At 35.6% G+C, this 16,198-nt stretch carries 15 protein-coding genes; 7 read left to right on the plus strand and 8 right to left on the minus strand.

All coding sequences use genetic code 11. The features are described 5' to 3' along the window. Positions 1 to 18 precede the first annotated feature (18 nt). Positions 19 to 267: a hypothetical protein gene (locus tag SSOP1_RS13790; protein WP_009990247.1), complete on the plus strand. Its 249-nt coding sequence runs from the start codon at positions 19 to 21 to the stop codon at positions 265 to 267. Here SSOP1_RS13790 and SSOP1_RS13795 read toward each other — a convergent pair. The 4 genes from SSOP1_RS13795 to SSOP1_RS13810 are packed head-to-tail and all read right to left on the minus strand — an operon-like array spanning position 251 to position 5,351. Next, entirely contained in the window at positions 251 to 2,539 is a 2,289-nt protein-coding gene (locus SSOP1_RS13795) for a xanthine dehydrogenase family protein molybdopterin-binding subunit (RefSeq protein ID WP_009990245.1), read from the minus strand. The two genes, SSOP1_RS13790 and SSOP1_RS13795, sit on opposite strands and share 17 nt — an antisense overlap. Next, complete coding sequence (locus SSOP1_RS13800) at positions 2,536 to 3,732, minus strand: acyl-CoA dehydrogenase family protein (protein ID WP_009990244.1); 1,197 nt, start codon at positions 3,730 to 3,732, stop codon at positions 2,536 to 2,538. The genes SSOP1_RS13795 and SSOP1_RS13800 overlap by 4 nt, the downstream gene beginning before the upstream one ends. 25 nt (positions 3,733 to 3,757) lie before the next feature. Next, positions 3,758 to 4,621, minus strand: a complete 864-nt coding sequence (locus SSOP1_RS13805) for an electron transfer flavoprotein subunit alpha/FixB family protein (protein ID WP_009990243.1) — start codon at positions 4,619 to 4,621, stop codon at positions 3,758 to 3,760. 1 nt (position 4,622) lies between these two features. Further along, complete coding sequence (locus tag SSOP1_RS13810; protein ID WP_009990241.1) at positions 4,623 to 5,351, minus strand: electron transfer flavoprotein subunit beta/FixA family protein; 729 nt, start codon at positions 5,349 to 5,351, stop codon at positions 4,623 to 4,625. A gap of 96 nt (positions 5,352 to 5,447) precedes the next feature. On the opposite strand from SSOP1_RS13810, the gene SSOP1_RS13815 reads away from it, so the two are divergent. From SSOP1_RS13815 to SSOP1_RS13825, 3 genes are all read left to right on the plus strand, one after another. Continuing rightward, positions 5,448 to 7,331, plus strand: coding sequence for a 4Fe-4S binding protein (locus SSOP1_RS13815; protein WP_009990239.1), 1,884 nt, complete (start codon positions 5,448 to 5,450; stop codon positions 7,329 to 7,331). Between the two features lie 83 nt (positions 7,332 to 7,414). After that, positions 7,415 to 8,392 (plus strand): NAD(P)/FAD-dependent oxidoreductase, encoded by a 978-nt coding sequence (locus tag SSOP1_RS13820; protein ID WP_010923960.1) that lies wholly within the window; start codon positions 7,415 to 7,417, stop codon positions 8,390 to 8,392. A gap of 30 nt (positions 8,393 to 8,422) precedes the next feature. Next, entirely contained in the window at positions 8,423 to 9,778 is a 1,356-nt protein-coding gene (locus tag SSOP1_RS13825) for a BAR domain-containing protein (protein WP_009990236.1), read from the plus strand. Here the strand turns inward: SSOP1_RS13825 and SSOP1_RS13830 are convergent. Further along, the gene (locus SSOP1_RS13830) at positions 9,769 to 10,374 is read right to left on the minus strand and encodes a hypothetical protein (protein WP_009990235.1); all 606 of its coding nucleotides are present in this window, start codon (positions 10,372 to 10,374) and stop codon (positions 9,769 to 9,771) included. The two genes, SSOP1_RS13825 and SSOP1_RS13830, sit on opposite strands and share 10 nt — an antisense overlap. A gap of 19 nt (positions 10,375 to 10,393) precedes the next feature. After that, positions 10,394 to 10,579 (minus strand): hypothetical protein, encoded by a 186-nt coding sequence (locus SSOP1_RS17750; RefSeq protein WP_009990234.1) that lies wholly within the window; start codon positions 10,577 to 10,579, stop codon positions 10,394 to 10,396. 206 nt (positions 10,580 to 10,785) lie between these two features. Here SSOP1_RS17750 and SSOP1_RS13840 point away from each other — a divergent pair, with 206 nt between their 5' ends. The 3 genes from SSOP1_RS13840 to SSOP1_RS13850 are packed head-to-tail and all read left to right on the plus strand — an operon-like array spanning position 10,786 to position 13,635. Next, positions 10,786 to 11,712 carry a mechanosensitive ion channel family protein gene (locus SSOP1_RS13840; protein ID WP_063492831.1) on the plus strand — a complete coding sequence of 309 codons (927 nt, stop codon included), beginning with the start codon at positions 10,786 to 10,788 and terminating at the stop codon, positions 11,710 to 11,712. Positions 11,713 to 11,738: 26 nt separating this feature from the next. After that, a complete protein-coding gene (locus tag SSOP1_RS13845) occupies positions 11,739 to 12,971 on the plus strand; it encodes an amidohydrolase family protein (RefSeq protein WP_009990231.1) in 1,233 nt (410 codons plus the stop codon). A 37-nt stretch (positions 12,972 to 13,008) separates the two neighbouring features. Next, complete coding sequence (locus SSOP1_RS13850; RefSeq protein ID WP_009990228.1) at positions 13,009 to 13,635, plus strand: membrane protein; 627 nt, start codon at positions 13,009 to 13,011, stop codon at positions 13,633 to 13,635. Positions 13,636 to 13,640: 5 nt separating this feature from the next. Here SSOP1_RS13850 and SSOP1_RS13855 read toward each other — a convergent pair whose 3' ends face one another. Continuing rightward, the gene (locus tag SSOP1_RS13855; protein ID WP_009990227.1) at positions 13,641 to 14,555 is read right to left on the minus strand and encodes a fumarylacetoacetate hydrolase family protein; all 915 of its coding nucleotides are present in this window, start codon (positions 14,553 to 14,555) and stop codon (positions 13,641 to 13,643) included. A gap of 31 nt (positions 14,556 to 14,586) precedes the next feature. Next, on the minus strand, positions 14,587 to 16,182 hold the full coding sequence (locus tag SSOP1_RS13860; protein WP_009990225.1) for a thiamine pyrophosphate-binding protein: 1,596 nt from the start codon (positions 16,180 to 16,182) through the stop codon (positions 14,587 to 14,589). Positions 16,183 to 16,198 lie beyond the last annotated feature (16 nt).

A 16,198-nucleotide genomic window follows, 5' to 3' on the forward strand; every position in this document is an offset into this window, starting at 1 on the left:
ATAAATTGATCAAATTTTATGGAAACACCATTTTACAAATACGCACTAATGAGGAATTTCATAAGAGAGGCAATTGAACACGAACCTATAGAGAATTTTGTAAAGGAAAAATTAGCTAGCGACTTGGAAATGAAAAGTAGATTTTGTAATGAAGATGATAATACTTTAAAACAATTAATAAGTGAAGTTATCGAATATGTCACTTTAGGTAAGGGGAAGGGAAAAGAGGATGAAATACTTAACGCAATAATTAGCTCATGTCATTAATTAGCTGCAATACATACTCAGGGGTTATTGGTATTTCAACCCTATTGATAGGTTTCTTCACTATATCCTCTAAGGCATTAATAATTGCAGCTGGAGGTACAGTTGCTCCTCCTTCAGCAACGCCTTTGGTCCCTAGTGGTGTGAAAGGTGAGGGGTTTATCATATGCTGTATCTCGAAATTAGGTACCTCTTCTGCTGAAGGAATCCAATAATCTGCAAAAGAGGTTTGCTTTGGAATTCCGTTTTCATCGTATTCCACTTTTTCTAAGAGTGATGCTCCTATCCCCATGGTAGTACCTCCCATTAATTGCCCATCGACTATCATGGGGTTTATCATAGTTCCGCAATCACTTAATATCACGTACTTGAGGATTTTTATAAACCCTGTATCCTTATCGACCCTAATTACTATACCGTGCGCATTGACACCATAGGTTGTAGAGAAATTCACTCTTCTCTTCTCGTCTGCAATATTCACGTTATATGAATTGATAGTGACCGAAACATCTAATCCGATCTCATCTCCTATCAAATACGATCTGTTATATATCATATTAACGGCTTCCTTAACATTAATTGATCTGTTACCTATTTTTACTGTTCCATTATCTATTTTTACATCATCCTTTTCTACGTTAAACATCTTGGCTAAATACTCTCTCATTTTTTCCTTTAATTTTAGGGAAGCAATGTAAACAGCTGAAATACCTACTACAGAGAACCTACTACCGTAAAATCCAGTACCTGGCGGACCGGCAGTATCACCTAAGATGACCTTTACATCCTCAATTGGTATACCTAGAACATCAGCAACCACTTGGGATATTGCAGTCTCATGTCCAGTACCCATAGTATTAGTTGAAAGAAACACCGTAACATCACCTCCGCTATCTATCCTCATGTAAACTCCTTCATAATAGGGTGTTCTAGGCTTGTTAACTACTAGTGTTTGGAATGCTAATGAAGATCCAGGTTCTAAGGCGAATGCTATTCCAACTCCCGTGTACTTATCCTTATCCTTAACTTCTAGTTGGCTTATGAGTTTCTTTAATGCCTCTCTGTAATTCCCACTGTCGTATATTGCACCGGTTATGTGTTCATAAGGAAGTTTATCGATGAAATTCTTCGTTCTTAATTCTATCTCATCAATGCCATTTACTTTGGAAATACTTTTCACAAGGTTTTCTAAAACTAGCACTGCCGGTGGGATTCCCAATCCCCTATATGCCCCAGTCGGAGGTTTATTCGTAACTACTCCAGATACTCTAAACTTGAGGTATTTCATCTTATACGGTCCTACTAGTTGGTATATTTGTCTGAGAATCGGTAAGGGTTGGTAGGTATGTAAATACGCTCCAAAGTCTTCCACTAGGTCAACTATTGCTCCCAATATTTCATCCCCCTTAAATAGAATCTTGGCAGTGTAATGTCTATCTGGCCCGTGGATTGCAGAAATTACATGCTCATATCTAGTCTCTATATACTTTACTGGTCTTCCAGTTAATATCGAAGCTAGGGCGGTCATAGCTAGAGGTTTCAGGAAAATTTTTCCACCAAATCCCCCTCCAGAATCTGGGACGATAATTCTGACTTTAGATCTAGGAATATTGAAGATAATGCTTAGGGCTGTCTTAAAGACTTGCGGAACTTGCGTATTTGCATATATTGTCAAGTTTCCGCTAACCTTATCGAAGTCAGCTATAACCCCATTGGTTTCAAGAGGCGCCGGCAAAATCCTATTATATCTAAACGTCTTTTCTACGTAGTGGTAATCCTTTGGTTCCTCTCCATATTCGAAAATATCACTATACACAATGTTAGAGCCAAGTTCCTTATGAAGAATAAGTGAATTAGGTTCTATCGCCTTGAATGGATCAGTTATTGGTTCTATAGGTTCATAATCCACATCAACCAGTTCTAAGGCATCGTAAACCTCATATCTATCCCTACCTAGCACTAACGCTATTGGTTCGCCAAAATACTTAGCCTCTTCCTTGGCTAAAATATATTCCTTAGGTGCTCTCTTAGGATCAGGTATGAAAAAATTAGGTAATGGCGAAAATTCCTTCGTATCTTCAAATGTTATTACGTTAAATCCTCTTTCCTCGGCTCTTTTGGGATCAAGCTTAAATTTAGCCCAAGCGTAATTCGACCTTAATACTGCCATGTATTGCATATTTGGTAAGTAAATGTCGTCTATGTATCTACCTTTTCCAGTTAAAAATCGTAAATCTTCAACTCTCTTAACTGAACTACCAATATACACGGTCACACCTTATATCCAATGAATTTATTATAGAGGAACCTTGCCGCGCTTATTCTTTGAATATCGTTTGTCCCTTCATATGTTTTCATAATTTGTAAATCTCTTAACATTCTCTCCAGTCCGGTAGATGTAGTAACACCGTAACCCCCATATACACTCATAGCCCTTAATATAATCCTCTCAGCAGATTCCGTGGATATAAATTTAGCCAATGAAGCAGCAACAGTGTATTCGTTTTCTTTCCCATTTCTAAACAGCGTCCCAGCCCAATATGTTATTAGCCTAGCTACCTCCAAATCTGCTAATGATTCAGAAACTTTAGTCTGTACTAATTGAAATTCTGCTAGTTTCTTTTCGAATGCAGATCTTTGAAGTGAATAATTAATCATTTTCTCCAAAGCGGCTTGTCCAATCCCTAATGCTTGTGAAGCAACTATGGTTCTAGCAAAATCAAAAGAACTTACTGCATATTTAAATCCATTACCTTCCTCTCCAAGTAGATTTTCAGTCTGTACTTTTACATCTTCCAATAAAATCTCGGCAGTATGCGAAGATCTTAGCCCAGTAGTTTCAATTCTACTCACTGGTTTTACAGCATCCTTCTCTACAACAAACATCGAAATTCCTTTCCATCTAGCCTTAGGATCTGGAGGTGAAGTTCTAGCGGCTATTAAGTAATAATCCGCAATATCGCCATTGGTTATGAAAATCTTCCTGCCATTTATTACATATTCGCCATCTAATTTCTTTGCAGTTGTCTTTATACCAGCTACATCTGAACCAGCTACTGGTTCAGTAACAGCAAATGCTGCTACTTTATCTCCATTGGCAACTGGTATTACATATTTTTTCTTTAGTTCTTCATTTCCAAATCTGGATAACGCATAAATAAACATCCAATTTATTAATAGAAATGTGCTGAAAGAGGGCCAAATTCTAGCTATTTCCTCTGTTGCTGTAAGTAAGGACAAATAGTCCGCACCTTGTCCCCCTAAATCTTGGCTTGCAAATAATCCATATAGACCTATTTCCTTAGCCTTTTGCTTAGCCTCTAAGGGGATATCTAATTCTTTTTCACCTCTTTCCACATACTTCGCCAATACATTTTCAGCAAAATCCCTAACTGCACTTCTTAATAATTCATGATCTTGGGTTATTTCTACTTTAAAATCCTCCAAGGACTTAAAAGGAAATACCATTAAAATAAAATCGTTTTTATCATTATTATTTTTTCCCTAGCTTACTCAACATAGCTTTACAGAAATCAATCGCGTTGCCTACAACCAAGTAATCTGCATTTTCAAGTATTGGGGCGTTTTTATCAATATTAACAGCAACTATAATTTTCGAATCCCTTATACCAGCTATATGCTGAGGCTGACCAGATATTCCCAAGGCTATATACAATTTTGGCCTAATTCTTAAACCGGATAAACCTATTTGTCTATCTTCTGAAACCCAATTGAGCTCGGCAGCCACTGGTCTGCTTCCACCAACTGCTCCACCTAATGCCTTTGCCAATTCTTCAGCATATTTTACGTTTTCCTTAGATCCAATTCCTCTTCCCACACCAACTACAATATCTGCAGTAGCTAAATTAACTCCAGAGGAAGTTGATTTCCTACCGACAATTTTAACCCTACCCTCTTTCAATTGAACCTTCTCTACACTGGGCTGAAGTTCCTTAGGTTGTAATTGCGTATTTGCAATAGTTATGACAATTGGTAACTCGCTCTCTAGAGTAACTAACCCCATTCCACTATAGGCTACTCTATTTAACGTGACCTTTTTATCTTCAACCTTTAGTGAGACTACATCAGTAGCAATAGGTAACTTTAACCTCCCCGCTACTCTTCCAGCTATTGCCCTATCCCTTCTCACATTTCCAGTTAGTATTACATCTGGAGATAGTGAAGATATTAAATCCACAATACCATCTTCATCTATTTTATCAATAATGTATAGTTTATTTACGAACTTAACATTCTCATTGTCGGATATTCCTATTACTTCTCCCCCGAAGCTTTGAGCTACAGCTGCCGCCATTCTCAAGAATACCGGACTTTCCGAGAACACTACAGTTTTCATATTAGATCACCCCATCAGACTTTAAATATTCAATTAATTTATCAACAGCTTTATTAATATCGCTCTCTTCAATAACTATTCTCTTTCTATTCACAATCATTGGTTTAATTTCCCTTATTCTAACCTTAGATTGTGCGTCGAATTTAACTTCTTTAACTGGTTTCTTAGACGATTCCATGATTTGCTTAACGCTGGGAATTCTGGGAGTATTTATTTCGCCACCAACACTAACAATTATAGGCAAACTTGATTCTACAGTCTCAAGATAGCTTACCATTCCCCTATCTGCCACAACCTTGTTTCCCTCGATTTTTAGTGATTTTACGTTAGAAATATAAGGTAGGCCAAGGAGTTCGGAAACATAAGCTGGTAAGGCCGAAGTTCCGCTATCAGTTGTCATTTCTGAAAACAATATTATATCTGGATTTAGGGTCTTCACATTTTCAGCTATCGCCATAGCGGTAACGTAAACGTCCGGATCTTTAACTAATATTGCTATTACTTCATCAACTCCCATAGCTAAAGCTTCCCTAATGCTCTTTCTATCGTTATTGCCTACTGTAATACCAGTAACCTTACCTCCGAACTTTTCCTTTAACCGTATAGCCTCTTCAATAGCGTTCTTATCATAAGTGCTTACCTTCAATGGAGCGTCAGTATTTAGTTTATCTCCCACAACCTTAATCATTTGATCGTCCGGAACTATCTTAAAACCAACAATAATGTTCATATTTTAATTTCAGATTGACTATTTATAAAACTAGTCACAATTTCTGATATTTTAAGCAAAACTTTTTAGCGTTAAAAAGAAATATAATGTGAGATTATGACCTTGCTTCCAATAATAATTACAATTACTATGCTTCTGGCAATGTTTTACGTAATTTACGAAGTGGAAAAGTGGATATCAATAAGGAGAGTGCTATTAGCGCTGTACGTTGAAGGAATGATGTTAATAATGAATATAGGCGCTTACCTTTATCTACTCAGTAATAATCCCTTCTACTTTTTGATAACCAATTCCGCATATATGATTTTCGGACTATATCCATTACTTAACATAAAAGAAGTGAAAAAGAGACAGTTTATATATGGTATATTTGCATTATTTATGGTAATTTCTGAAATAACAATGGGAGCATTAATATATACTTTAGAAACCTCAACCCCAGCTAATATAGATACGTCGATTGAGAATATATATTTCGTGAGTGTAATGGTAGTTGAAATGGTGTTTACGCTAATTCTATCCTTTAGAAATATTAACAAGACATTAAGGAACTATTTAATAGGTTTATTACTTTTAATGCCCTGGTTTCCTCAAATATTTCCATCAGTAAATTTACCAATATGGCTTTCCGCTATTATAATGATAGGAGATACAATATTAATTTACGATTCTCTTTATAGTCAGAGATTAAGGGCATCCCAAGAGACGTTTACAACAATTGAACTAATAATTATTTTCACTTTAATGATGATAGGGGAGTTCTTCTTCTTCCTCTATAATACCTTACTAGTTTTCGATATATCAATGATAATAGGAATGATATGGTTCATTTATAGAGCTCTGGCTGGACCAAACTCAAGAAAAGGGAATTACACTAAGAATCCTATATTGGCGTTTACAATAATCTTCCTTACATTCGTTATGGAATTCTTCATGGGCGGGGTATTAGATTTTGTTGAGGGAATCTTTTCACCTGGAGTTTCTGGATTTATAAATAGTCTAACACTGCCATGGGAACCCTTAACAAATCCGATAAACACATTATGGAATTTCATAAACATAGTTGGATCTGTTCTAGGTTCGATGTGGTTTTTGATAATGATGGGAATAGAAATGGGATTCCTAGCGTTTAAAAAGATGTTAGAAATGAGGGTTAGGGAAGTAAGGATTAGGATGAGTTTAATGATCCTAGCATACGCGTTATATACGATTTACATACCAATGTTTAGCCCAATTTCAGATCACTTACCCTATTTACCTTATATGTGGTCAATGGGGATTGGAACTTTAGGAGGAGTTTCAAATTCCGTACTCTTAGGACTTATAGGAACTTATGTAGTTTACGCACTTCTCTCTTTCTTATTTGGATCTAGAAATTTATGTGCCATAAGTTGTACTGCACCCTTAATGTATCAAGGTACCTTTTATGACTCACTTAAGGTTTATAATAGGACGTCGAAGCTAGGAAGAAAAATGATGACGTCAAGACTATCAAACTGGTTCAAAATTGTAACGCTCAGCATTTCAATATTGGTATTAGTGGCTTCCATTATATCTTATCTTAATTCGTTAGGCATAATTAATTTTACAATATTCGGCGCTGATATTACAGTTCTAATATATTTCATTTGGTTTGATATAATCTGGTATCTCCTATTCATTTCTATACCATTCTTAGGTACATTTGCGTGCATTAATACTGGATATTGTTATTGGGGCGTGTTTAATCAAGCCGTTAGTAGTATAGGTTTATTTAGACTAAAGGTTAAGGATCCAATGATATGCGTTAATTGTAAAACAGTAGATTGTGCATCTGCTTGTCCAGTTGGGATTACAGATATGAGAGGATGGTTTATAAAGAAGGGAGAGTTTAAGTCGTTTAAGTGTGTTGGATTAGGGGAATGCGTGAACGCCTGTCCATATGACAACATTTTCTTTTACGATGTGAGGCACTGGATAAAGGAGCGGTTTAAACACTAAGTAGATTTTTTATTCATACTTAACTTTTTTACAGACTATCAAAAGATAACTTTTTATTATATAAAGTATAAAAGAGATATAGTATGCCGTTAAAGACATATGATACAATAATAGTTGGGGCAGGGATTGCTGGATTAAGTGCGGCATTATATTCTTCAAGACAAAAACTATCAACGTTAGTACTTTCAAAAGATCTTGGTGGACAATTAACGTTAACTGATTTAATAGAAAATTATCCAGGGATAGAGTCAACCGGAGGGTTAACTCTAGCGCAAAAGATTGAGAAACAAGCTAAGAAGTTCGGAGCGGAATTCATTTATGGAGAGGAAGTTAAAGAGATCGCACAAGAGTCGGATTTATTCATAATAAAGGGTATTAAAGGTGAATATGCTGGAAGGGCTCTAATTTTAGCGTTTGGTAAAACTCCAAGGGAAATTAATGTACCAGGTGAGCAAGAGTTTAAAGGGAAAGGGGTATCATACTGTGCAATATGTGATGCAGCATTCTTCAAGGGTAAGCCAGCGGCTGTAATAGGCGAAGGTGAACCTGGAATAGAAGCTATAGAATTGTTATCAAATTACGCAAACCCAGCATATTATATTACCTCATCTTCTTATCTAGCAGGTGAGGAGGAGATTGTAAAAAATGTAGTGAATAAACCCACAGTTAAAATATTAACATCTTCAAGAGTCTTAGAAATAAGAGGGAATAGTAAGGTTGAAGAGTTAGTGATAAAGAGAGGGGATGAAATATTACAATTGAAAGTAGATGGTGTGATAATAGAGATGGGCTATACTCTTAAAACGGAGTTTCTAAAAGGATTTGTTGAGTTAAATGAGAAAGGCGAGATAATTGTGGATGAGTTAGGAAGAACGAGTAGGGAGGGAGTATTTGCAGCTGGTGATGTTACTCAAACACCGTATAAGCAAGCAGTTGTAGCTGCTGCTGAGGGAGTTAAGGCTGCATTGTCAGCCTATAACTATATTAGAAGTAAAAGAGGTCTTCCGCCAGTTACCGTAGACTGGAAAGCAGAAAAGAAGAAGGTTAGCTTTAGACTCTAACTTTTTATCTTTATCTTTTAAATATTATTGATGCAAACGTACTTTGTTCCTTTAGCTGTTGATCAGAATTATAATGAGATAAATTTTCATAAACAAATTGCAATCTCCTTGTTGAATTTAGACCTTGAGAAGAAGGAGAAAGTAGTAAGGGCATCAATTATAGGATGGCCTCTGTTAATAAAAAAGACTGAACAAGGATTTCTAGTCTTAGATCAAACTTTGAGAGTTTCCTCAAGAATATTAAAGTATATCTACCCACCATTCAACGATGTTGCTTCAGAATTTTCCTCGATGAATGATTACACAACATTCGTTTCTAATTTGAAGAAGATAAATTTGAAGCGTGTAAGCTCCAATGAAATAACATTAATTGGTTTGCTAAATATCGAAATTGACAAATTACTTAAAGTCGCAAAGAATAGTGTAAACGCAAATTATCAATTATTTATGTTAGATTCCAAACTTAGCGACCATGATGTAAAGGTGATTAAGGATACCTTGATTAGCTTAAAGGCTGAAGCTATATTTACAATAACGTCGTTAGAAAGCCTGGTGAAGGAAGTGGATGATGTTAGGGTAAGGATAAAAAAGGGCTATGCCAGTAAGTTAGAGGCGACTACGAAAAAATATAATGAGTTAATTGAAAATAAGAAAAAGGAGATTGATAACGAGGTTCAGAAAGCCAATAGTGAGATATACAATGAAACAAACAGTGAGATTAGCTCTAGAATCTCAAGACTTACTGATATTACAACAAGGCATATTGTTGTGAGTTTGAAGTATGAAGGGGGAATTGTAGGGAGAGATGAATTCGAGAATTCCAAGAACGAGTTTGAAAATCTTTTGAATGAATTTAGGCAAATAAAAGATTCAGTTGCTGGGAAATATTTGGAGAAGATTAAAAATTTAAGAAAAGAACTTGATTCCTTGTATTCCGAAAGGAATTCAGAGATAGAGAATATAAATAAATTAATGAAAGATCTGGACAACGTGACAAATGATTTTAAGAATGATGCGAATAAGGTTAAAGAGAACATTGAGAATTTCATAAAGTATATAGAGTCTTTCTATAATACTAAGTTAGATATGGCTGAGGACAGTACTTTAGTCATACCATTCCTAATAGCTAAAACAAATACTGGAAATACTTTGGTTGTGCAACCTCAAGTTTATAAGGGAAAGACTAGGGGCATTTTAGGCAAGGTTTTCAAGAAGTCTGATTTATCGGAGCCGTTATTAAACCTTCAAGTATTTACCGAGTATTTAAAGACTATCGATATAATTGATAATGTTAAGATACATTCTATACAAATAAATAATGCATTAAAGGAAATTAATGATGAAGGTTGGAGGAGCCTTGATTCCCTCGAGGAGATTTACGCATGAGCTGCTCTTGGCGATAAGATTAAAATGCGTCTAATTACTAATAAGTAGTAAAATATTATCAACAATGCTACATATATGGCAAGATCAATATAGAAAGGTAAGGGAATAAGATAAACTAGTATCAATAACAATGGAATAAAATAGAATAACCCCCTATATTTTGAAACCCTAGAAGTTCTGTACTTGGGATATGATATTACATTGATGAAATTTGAGAGTACTACCAAATATATTAAGATAATGTATGGATCATAGGCGTCATTAAGATATCCCTCTAAACCATCTTGAACTCTCTTTATTTCGCCGACTTCAGTGTTACTATTAGTAAAGATTTTTACGATATTTTCATATCCTCTCTTGAAAGCGACTAGTTGTGGTCTGCTTACAACAAAATTAAATATACTATACTGAAGATTAAAATTTTTAATCTCGCCTATCTTAGAATTGTACTGATAGATCTCATAAGAATCTAACCCTTCACGTTTCAGCAGAAAGTTATAGTTACCCTCAACTCTTATCTGATTTCTTTCAACTTTAACAGTACACAGTGTTAAACCTTCTGAACTTATTGTGCCATTAGAGTATTTAAATATCATTAAAAATCTACTAACTGTGCTAGAATATTAGCTTTCTCCTCTTCCTTGCGTAATTTAGGACATATTTTCTAGACAATAAGAACTTCTTACTCTTAAAATAAAAATAATACGCCTTGTAGACTTTTGGTAACCTAACATGGTAAAGACGAGATTTATAACCCATGTAATAAAATAGCATTCTAGGATAATAAGGATTAGTTAGCATTGTGAGGATGACTATTTTTCCTATTTTAGACTGCTTTGTTGTTAAATTGAATACTTTTATATTAAATACTAATATATTTATTTCGATAGATGATCAGATATTTAATTTAGATCTGTAATAATCCTTAAATCCTTATAAAAATTCGATAAATCTACAAAGTAACTTTAAACATAAACAATATAAACGATTATCCAAAAGGTAATACTATGGCTTTAAACGAAAGAAGAGTAATAGCACTCATCTTAACTGTAGTATTAGCTGGAATAGCACTCGGCGGTGGTGTTTTCGTACTATCCAGCGTATTTAAGATAATACCTGCTGATTATCTACTCTATATTTACGCTGCAATTTGGTTTATAGTTGCGGTTATTGTTTCGTACTTTATAGGCTCTCTTATTAGGAATAGATTAGGAGATGTAATAGGTTACGATAACGCTAGCAGTATTTCATTTGTAGTTAGACTAATTGGATATATCATAGCATTCGTAGGATTCTTTGTACTAATTAGGGTAAGTTTGGGTACTGCGTTAGCTGCTGGTGGTTTCGCGGGATTAGTGTTAGGTTTAGCTGCCCAAGACGTTCTTGCCAACATATTCGGCGGGATAATGATAGTGATTTCTAGGCCATATAAGGTAGGAGACAGAGTGACGGTATCAACGTGGCAATATGGTTTATTAGCTCCAACCTATCCTCCAAAGTTCTTCTCTAATGATTTTTTGATCCCAGGTTACACCGGTACAGTAACAGACATTTCATTACTTTATACTACAATATTTACAGACGACCAGATTCCAGTAAAGATACCTAATAGTATAATGATTCAAGCTGCAATTTTCATTCATAATGGGGAGGAGAAAAGGAAGGTCAGAACTAAGTATGAAGTCTCCAAGGATATAGATCCAGATGTTTTAATTAACGTTCTTAAGGAAAAAATAAAGAAACTGGATTTCGTAATCGAAGAACCTTCAATTAAAGTGCTTGAAACTACATTAAACACATACATTTTAGGAATAGATACGATCTGTAAAACTATATATGAAGAACCTCCAAGAAGCGAAATACAAAAAATAGTTATGAGGACAGTAAGAGAACTTCAAACTAAGACCGCAGCTGCCAGTGACTATAATAGATAAAAGGGCTCTACTTAATATTTTACCAAATGTTTACGATAAGAAATGCAAAACTGCTAGATGGAAGGATTGTAGATGTTGGAATAGAAGGCGAGAAGATAGTTTGTCTAGGGGAATGTGAAGATAATGACGAATTAATAGATGCTGAAAATAAATTAGTAATCCCACCATACTTTAACATGCACTTCCATTTAGATAGTGCTTTTACTAAAGCTGTAAATAAAAGCGGTACATTATGGGAAGGAATAAGGATATGGCAAGATATAAGGAATAAGATAAGCGAGGATGAGGTAGTTAGAAACGCGCTAACTGCGGTAAAACTATTCGTGGCATACGGTACTCTTTGGATAAGGTCACACGTTGACATTACTGAGAGATCCTTCAAACTATTAAGAGCTATAAATAGGGTTAAGGATGAGAGTAGGGATATAGCTGATATACAAATTACCGCATTCCCCCAAGACGGGATATTTACCGAAAAGGGGAATGACGAACTTCTTAGAAAGGCTTTAGAAAATGGCGCAGACAATGTTGGGTTAATTCCTCACAATGAAATTACTAGAGAGGATGGTTTCAAGTCAATTAAATATGCATTTGAGCTAGCCAAGGAATATAATAAGGACGTTGATGGACATATCGATGAAACCGATGATCCCAATTCAAGATATTTAGAAGTGTTGGCAAAGGAAACAATAAATAATGAATGGTACGGAAGAGTTACCGCTGGTCATGTTACTGCGATGCATAGTTGGGATTCAGCATATAGGTTCAGAATTTTACCGTACGTTGCGAGGGCTGGAATAACTGTAGTGCCAAATCCTTTGATAAACGTTGTTCTCCAAGGGAGATTTGATGGGTATCCTAAAAGGAGAGGAATGGCTCCCATAAAGGAAATGCTATATGCAAACGTTAACGTTACATTAGGTCATGATTGTATTATGGACCCTTGGTATCCCTTAGGAATAGGAAATATGTTACAAGTTCTCTTTATGGCTATCCATTTGGATCAAATGATGGGTATTAACGAGTTGGTTTCCTCAATCAACTTGATAACTTTTAATGGAGCTAAAGCTTGGAGAGTAAAGAACTATGGGATTGAAGTTGGTAATGAGGCGAATTTGCTAGTAACTGATGCTGATGACGTTATAGATTTGATTCGTTTCATGTGGCCTCCTAGATTTGTGATAAGGAAGGGAAAGGTGATAGCTAAGGAAGGTAAGTACGTCCTATTCAAAGGCAAATGGGAGAGGATAAAAGGTTGAGTTATAGTTTTATTAACTTACTTTCATAATTCGGATTATGGATGTGAGTGTATTCCTTGCCGCATTAGGAATATCCCTTCTTGAACTAACTGAAGCTGGTGCAATAGCTGCAATATATCATAATATTTACAAGAACAATTTACCATTTATTTACGCCGTATTGGGTGTTGCTATCGTTCTCATACCAACGTTTACTTTAGGTAAGTTAATTTATTTGGTTCCCTTAAATTACGTACTTTTAGCATCAGCGGTGATTCTATTCTATTTTGGTTATAGACTGATAAGGAGTGCAAGGAGATCTTTTAAAGGGATTAAGAAGAAGGGAGGAGAAGAAAAGGAAGAGGGATTATCTGTGGTATTTACAGTTTCTGCGATTGAAGGACTGGAAGCATCATTAGTCATTTTAGCCCTTATACCTCAAAGTTATTCATCAGCAGTAATGGGTGCAATACTAGCTTCAGTTTTAGTGGTTATCTTAACGGCAATACTAAAATCGCAAGTGGCTAGAATTAGATTACCTCATTTGAAATTCGTTCTCTCTGCGTTACTCTTTAGCTTAGGTACCTTATGGATAAGTGAAGTTGTCTTTGACATACCAGATCTTATACTACCATTATTCTTCCTAGCCTATTTGGGAATAAATTACGTTATAATAAAGATTTAATAATTTTATTCTTCTTTTACTAAATAATTCCTTAACACTCCTATCTTGCTTATCTCCGCCTCAATTGTATCGCCCGGTTTCAAGAATTTTCCAGTAGCTAATCCAACTCCAGGCGGAGTTCCAGTAGATATTATATCTCCAGGTTTTAATGTTATACCATTTGACAAATACTCGATTATCTCATCAATCTTAAATATCATGTCCTCAGCGTAAGCGTCTTGCCTAACTTCCCCGTTAACTCTTAAAGTCAACCTCAATTCATAAGGGTTTGGAATTTCATCCTTGGTAACTATCCACGGTCCCATTGGTGCTCCAGTGTCCATACCCTTACCGTGAACCCACCTCATACCATAGGGCATTTCTGATGGAAATTGTCTATCCCTATAACTAATATCGTTGAACACTGTATAACCAAATACGTAATCAAACGCTCTTTCTCTCTTTACATACTTCCCTTGTTTCCCAATTATAACTCCTAGCTCAATTTCGTAATCAACCTTATTTGATGCTTTCGGATACAGTATAGGTTGATTATGACCGATTAACGCGTTTGAGAACTTAGTAAAAATGTAAGGTTCCTTTGGAGGTTCATTATTAGTCTCCTTGCCGTGAGCCTTGTAATTAACAGCCAAGAGGAAAATCTTCTCTGGATTAGTAATAGGTGGATAATAGAAAATCTTCTCTGGATCATAAGACACTTTGTCCTCCTTACCCCTTAAACTATCCAAAACACTCTTTATCAGTAAGATTGAGCCATTTCCACCTTCAATTAAATCCTTAGTATCGTAAAACCAATTTGGGGGCTTAGCGTCATATAATAGTTCATAAGCCTTTACTAGGTCAATGACCCTACCGTTCTCATAAACACCAACTCTCTTAAATTCGTTAGGATTTGGAGAGAATAATAGGATTTTAACCATAGGTAAAACTCCTTATTTTTAATATAAATAACTATCTTTTCATTAACAATCTAGAAGGTATACTATTAGGGCTAACGTGAACTCTTAGAACTGTTGGACTCTTGAGAGATAATCCAACGGCCTCTTCTACACTTTTCTTAAGGTCTTTCCTATCCTTAACCTCAATTACGTTAACCCCAATCCCTTCCACAACCTTAGTGTAATCTATTTGAAATACATCAGTTGTAAAAGTATTTCCATATCTCATTTTCTGATTTAACCTTAGGAAGTGCTGTACACCATCCTCTACTAAAACTGTTAAGAAGTTGATCTTATACTGTGCTGCAGTAATTAGTTCATTAAAACATCCTTGAAATCCTAGATCTCCTATAATACTCACTATTTGCCTCTCTGGAGATGCAATTTTACCCCCTATGCTAGCTGGAATAGCAGATCCCATTGCGTTAAAGATAAGCGAATTAAAGTATGAGTTCGGTTTATACACTTTTATATCCATTGCCATAACTTGATTTGTCCCTGCATCAGAGATGATAACCCTATCTTCACTTAACGTCTCATCTAAAACTTTAGCTAAGTAATCATGAGTTATTTCACTTGTGTTATCAACTATATCGCTGTTCTTTTCCTCCACTTTATAACTCCATTTAGGCAAATTAACCTTCTCAACGATCTCCTCTAGAAAAGCTTCGGCACTTGCTTTTATAGTAACTTCTGCATTTATTGAGGTGTTAAATACGTTAACGTCCGGATCCACGTGAAGTATCCTATCCGGCAATTTAATGCTCCATCTACTAGTTTCGAGATCGTTAAATGATGTCCCTAGTGCTATGAGGCAATCCCCTGGTATCTCCTTGAGGTTAAATATTGTTCCAGCATATAAGGGATGATTCTCCGGAATGCTTCCCTTACCCCTTATTGTGGTGAATACGGGAATCCCTAATTTTTCAATGTAGTTCAAGATGTTCGATCTAGACGCACCATAACCTAATAGTAGAATTGGTTTAGAACACTCACTCAAGAAATTTAACGCTTCCCTTACTTCCTCTTTCGTAGGATAAATTAATGTTCTATTAACCTTCTTAATCTTATAATTCTCAAAATCACCTTTCTCTTCCAATACATCGACCGGAACCTCAATGTAAACCGGTCCCATCTTATCTTCGAGAGCTATTTTAAAAGCCCTTTCCATTATAATTGGCACATCTTCTGGAGAGTAAATTCTAAATGATGCCTTAGTTGCTTGTCTGGCCATTTCTAACTGTAAGTCGTAATAGCCAGAATCGTGAAGTTGTCTCCTATGTCTATATTTAAATTCCTTATTGAGGGAGATAAGGACAAGAGGAGAACCTTCAGAATAAGCGCCGACCAGAGCAGTTAAAGAATTAGTAAAGCCAGGACCATTTACTGATAAGAAAACTCCCACATTTCCCTTTAATCTAGCATAATAGTCTGCCATTATTGCCCCTCCGTATTCTAATCTAGGCATATAGTATCTAATTTCCCCTCTACTTACCCTTTTTCTGAGCTCCTCGTATAATGATAAACCATGGGTTCCAGGTATCCCGAATACGTCGGTAACTTGAGAAGAAATCGTATCAATTAGAAGCTCGGACGTAGTTTTGCCCATAAATTATTTTTATAAT

The sequence above is a fragment of the Saccharolobus solfataricus genome (assembly GCF_900079115.1).
Taxonomy (GTDB): Archaea; Thermoproteota; Thermoprotei_A; order Sulfolobales; family Sulfolobaceae; genus Saccharolobus; species Saccharolobus solfataricus.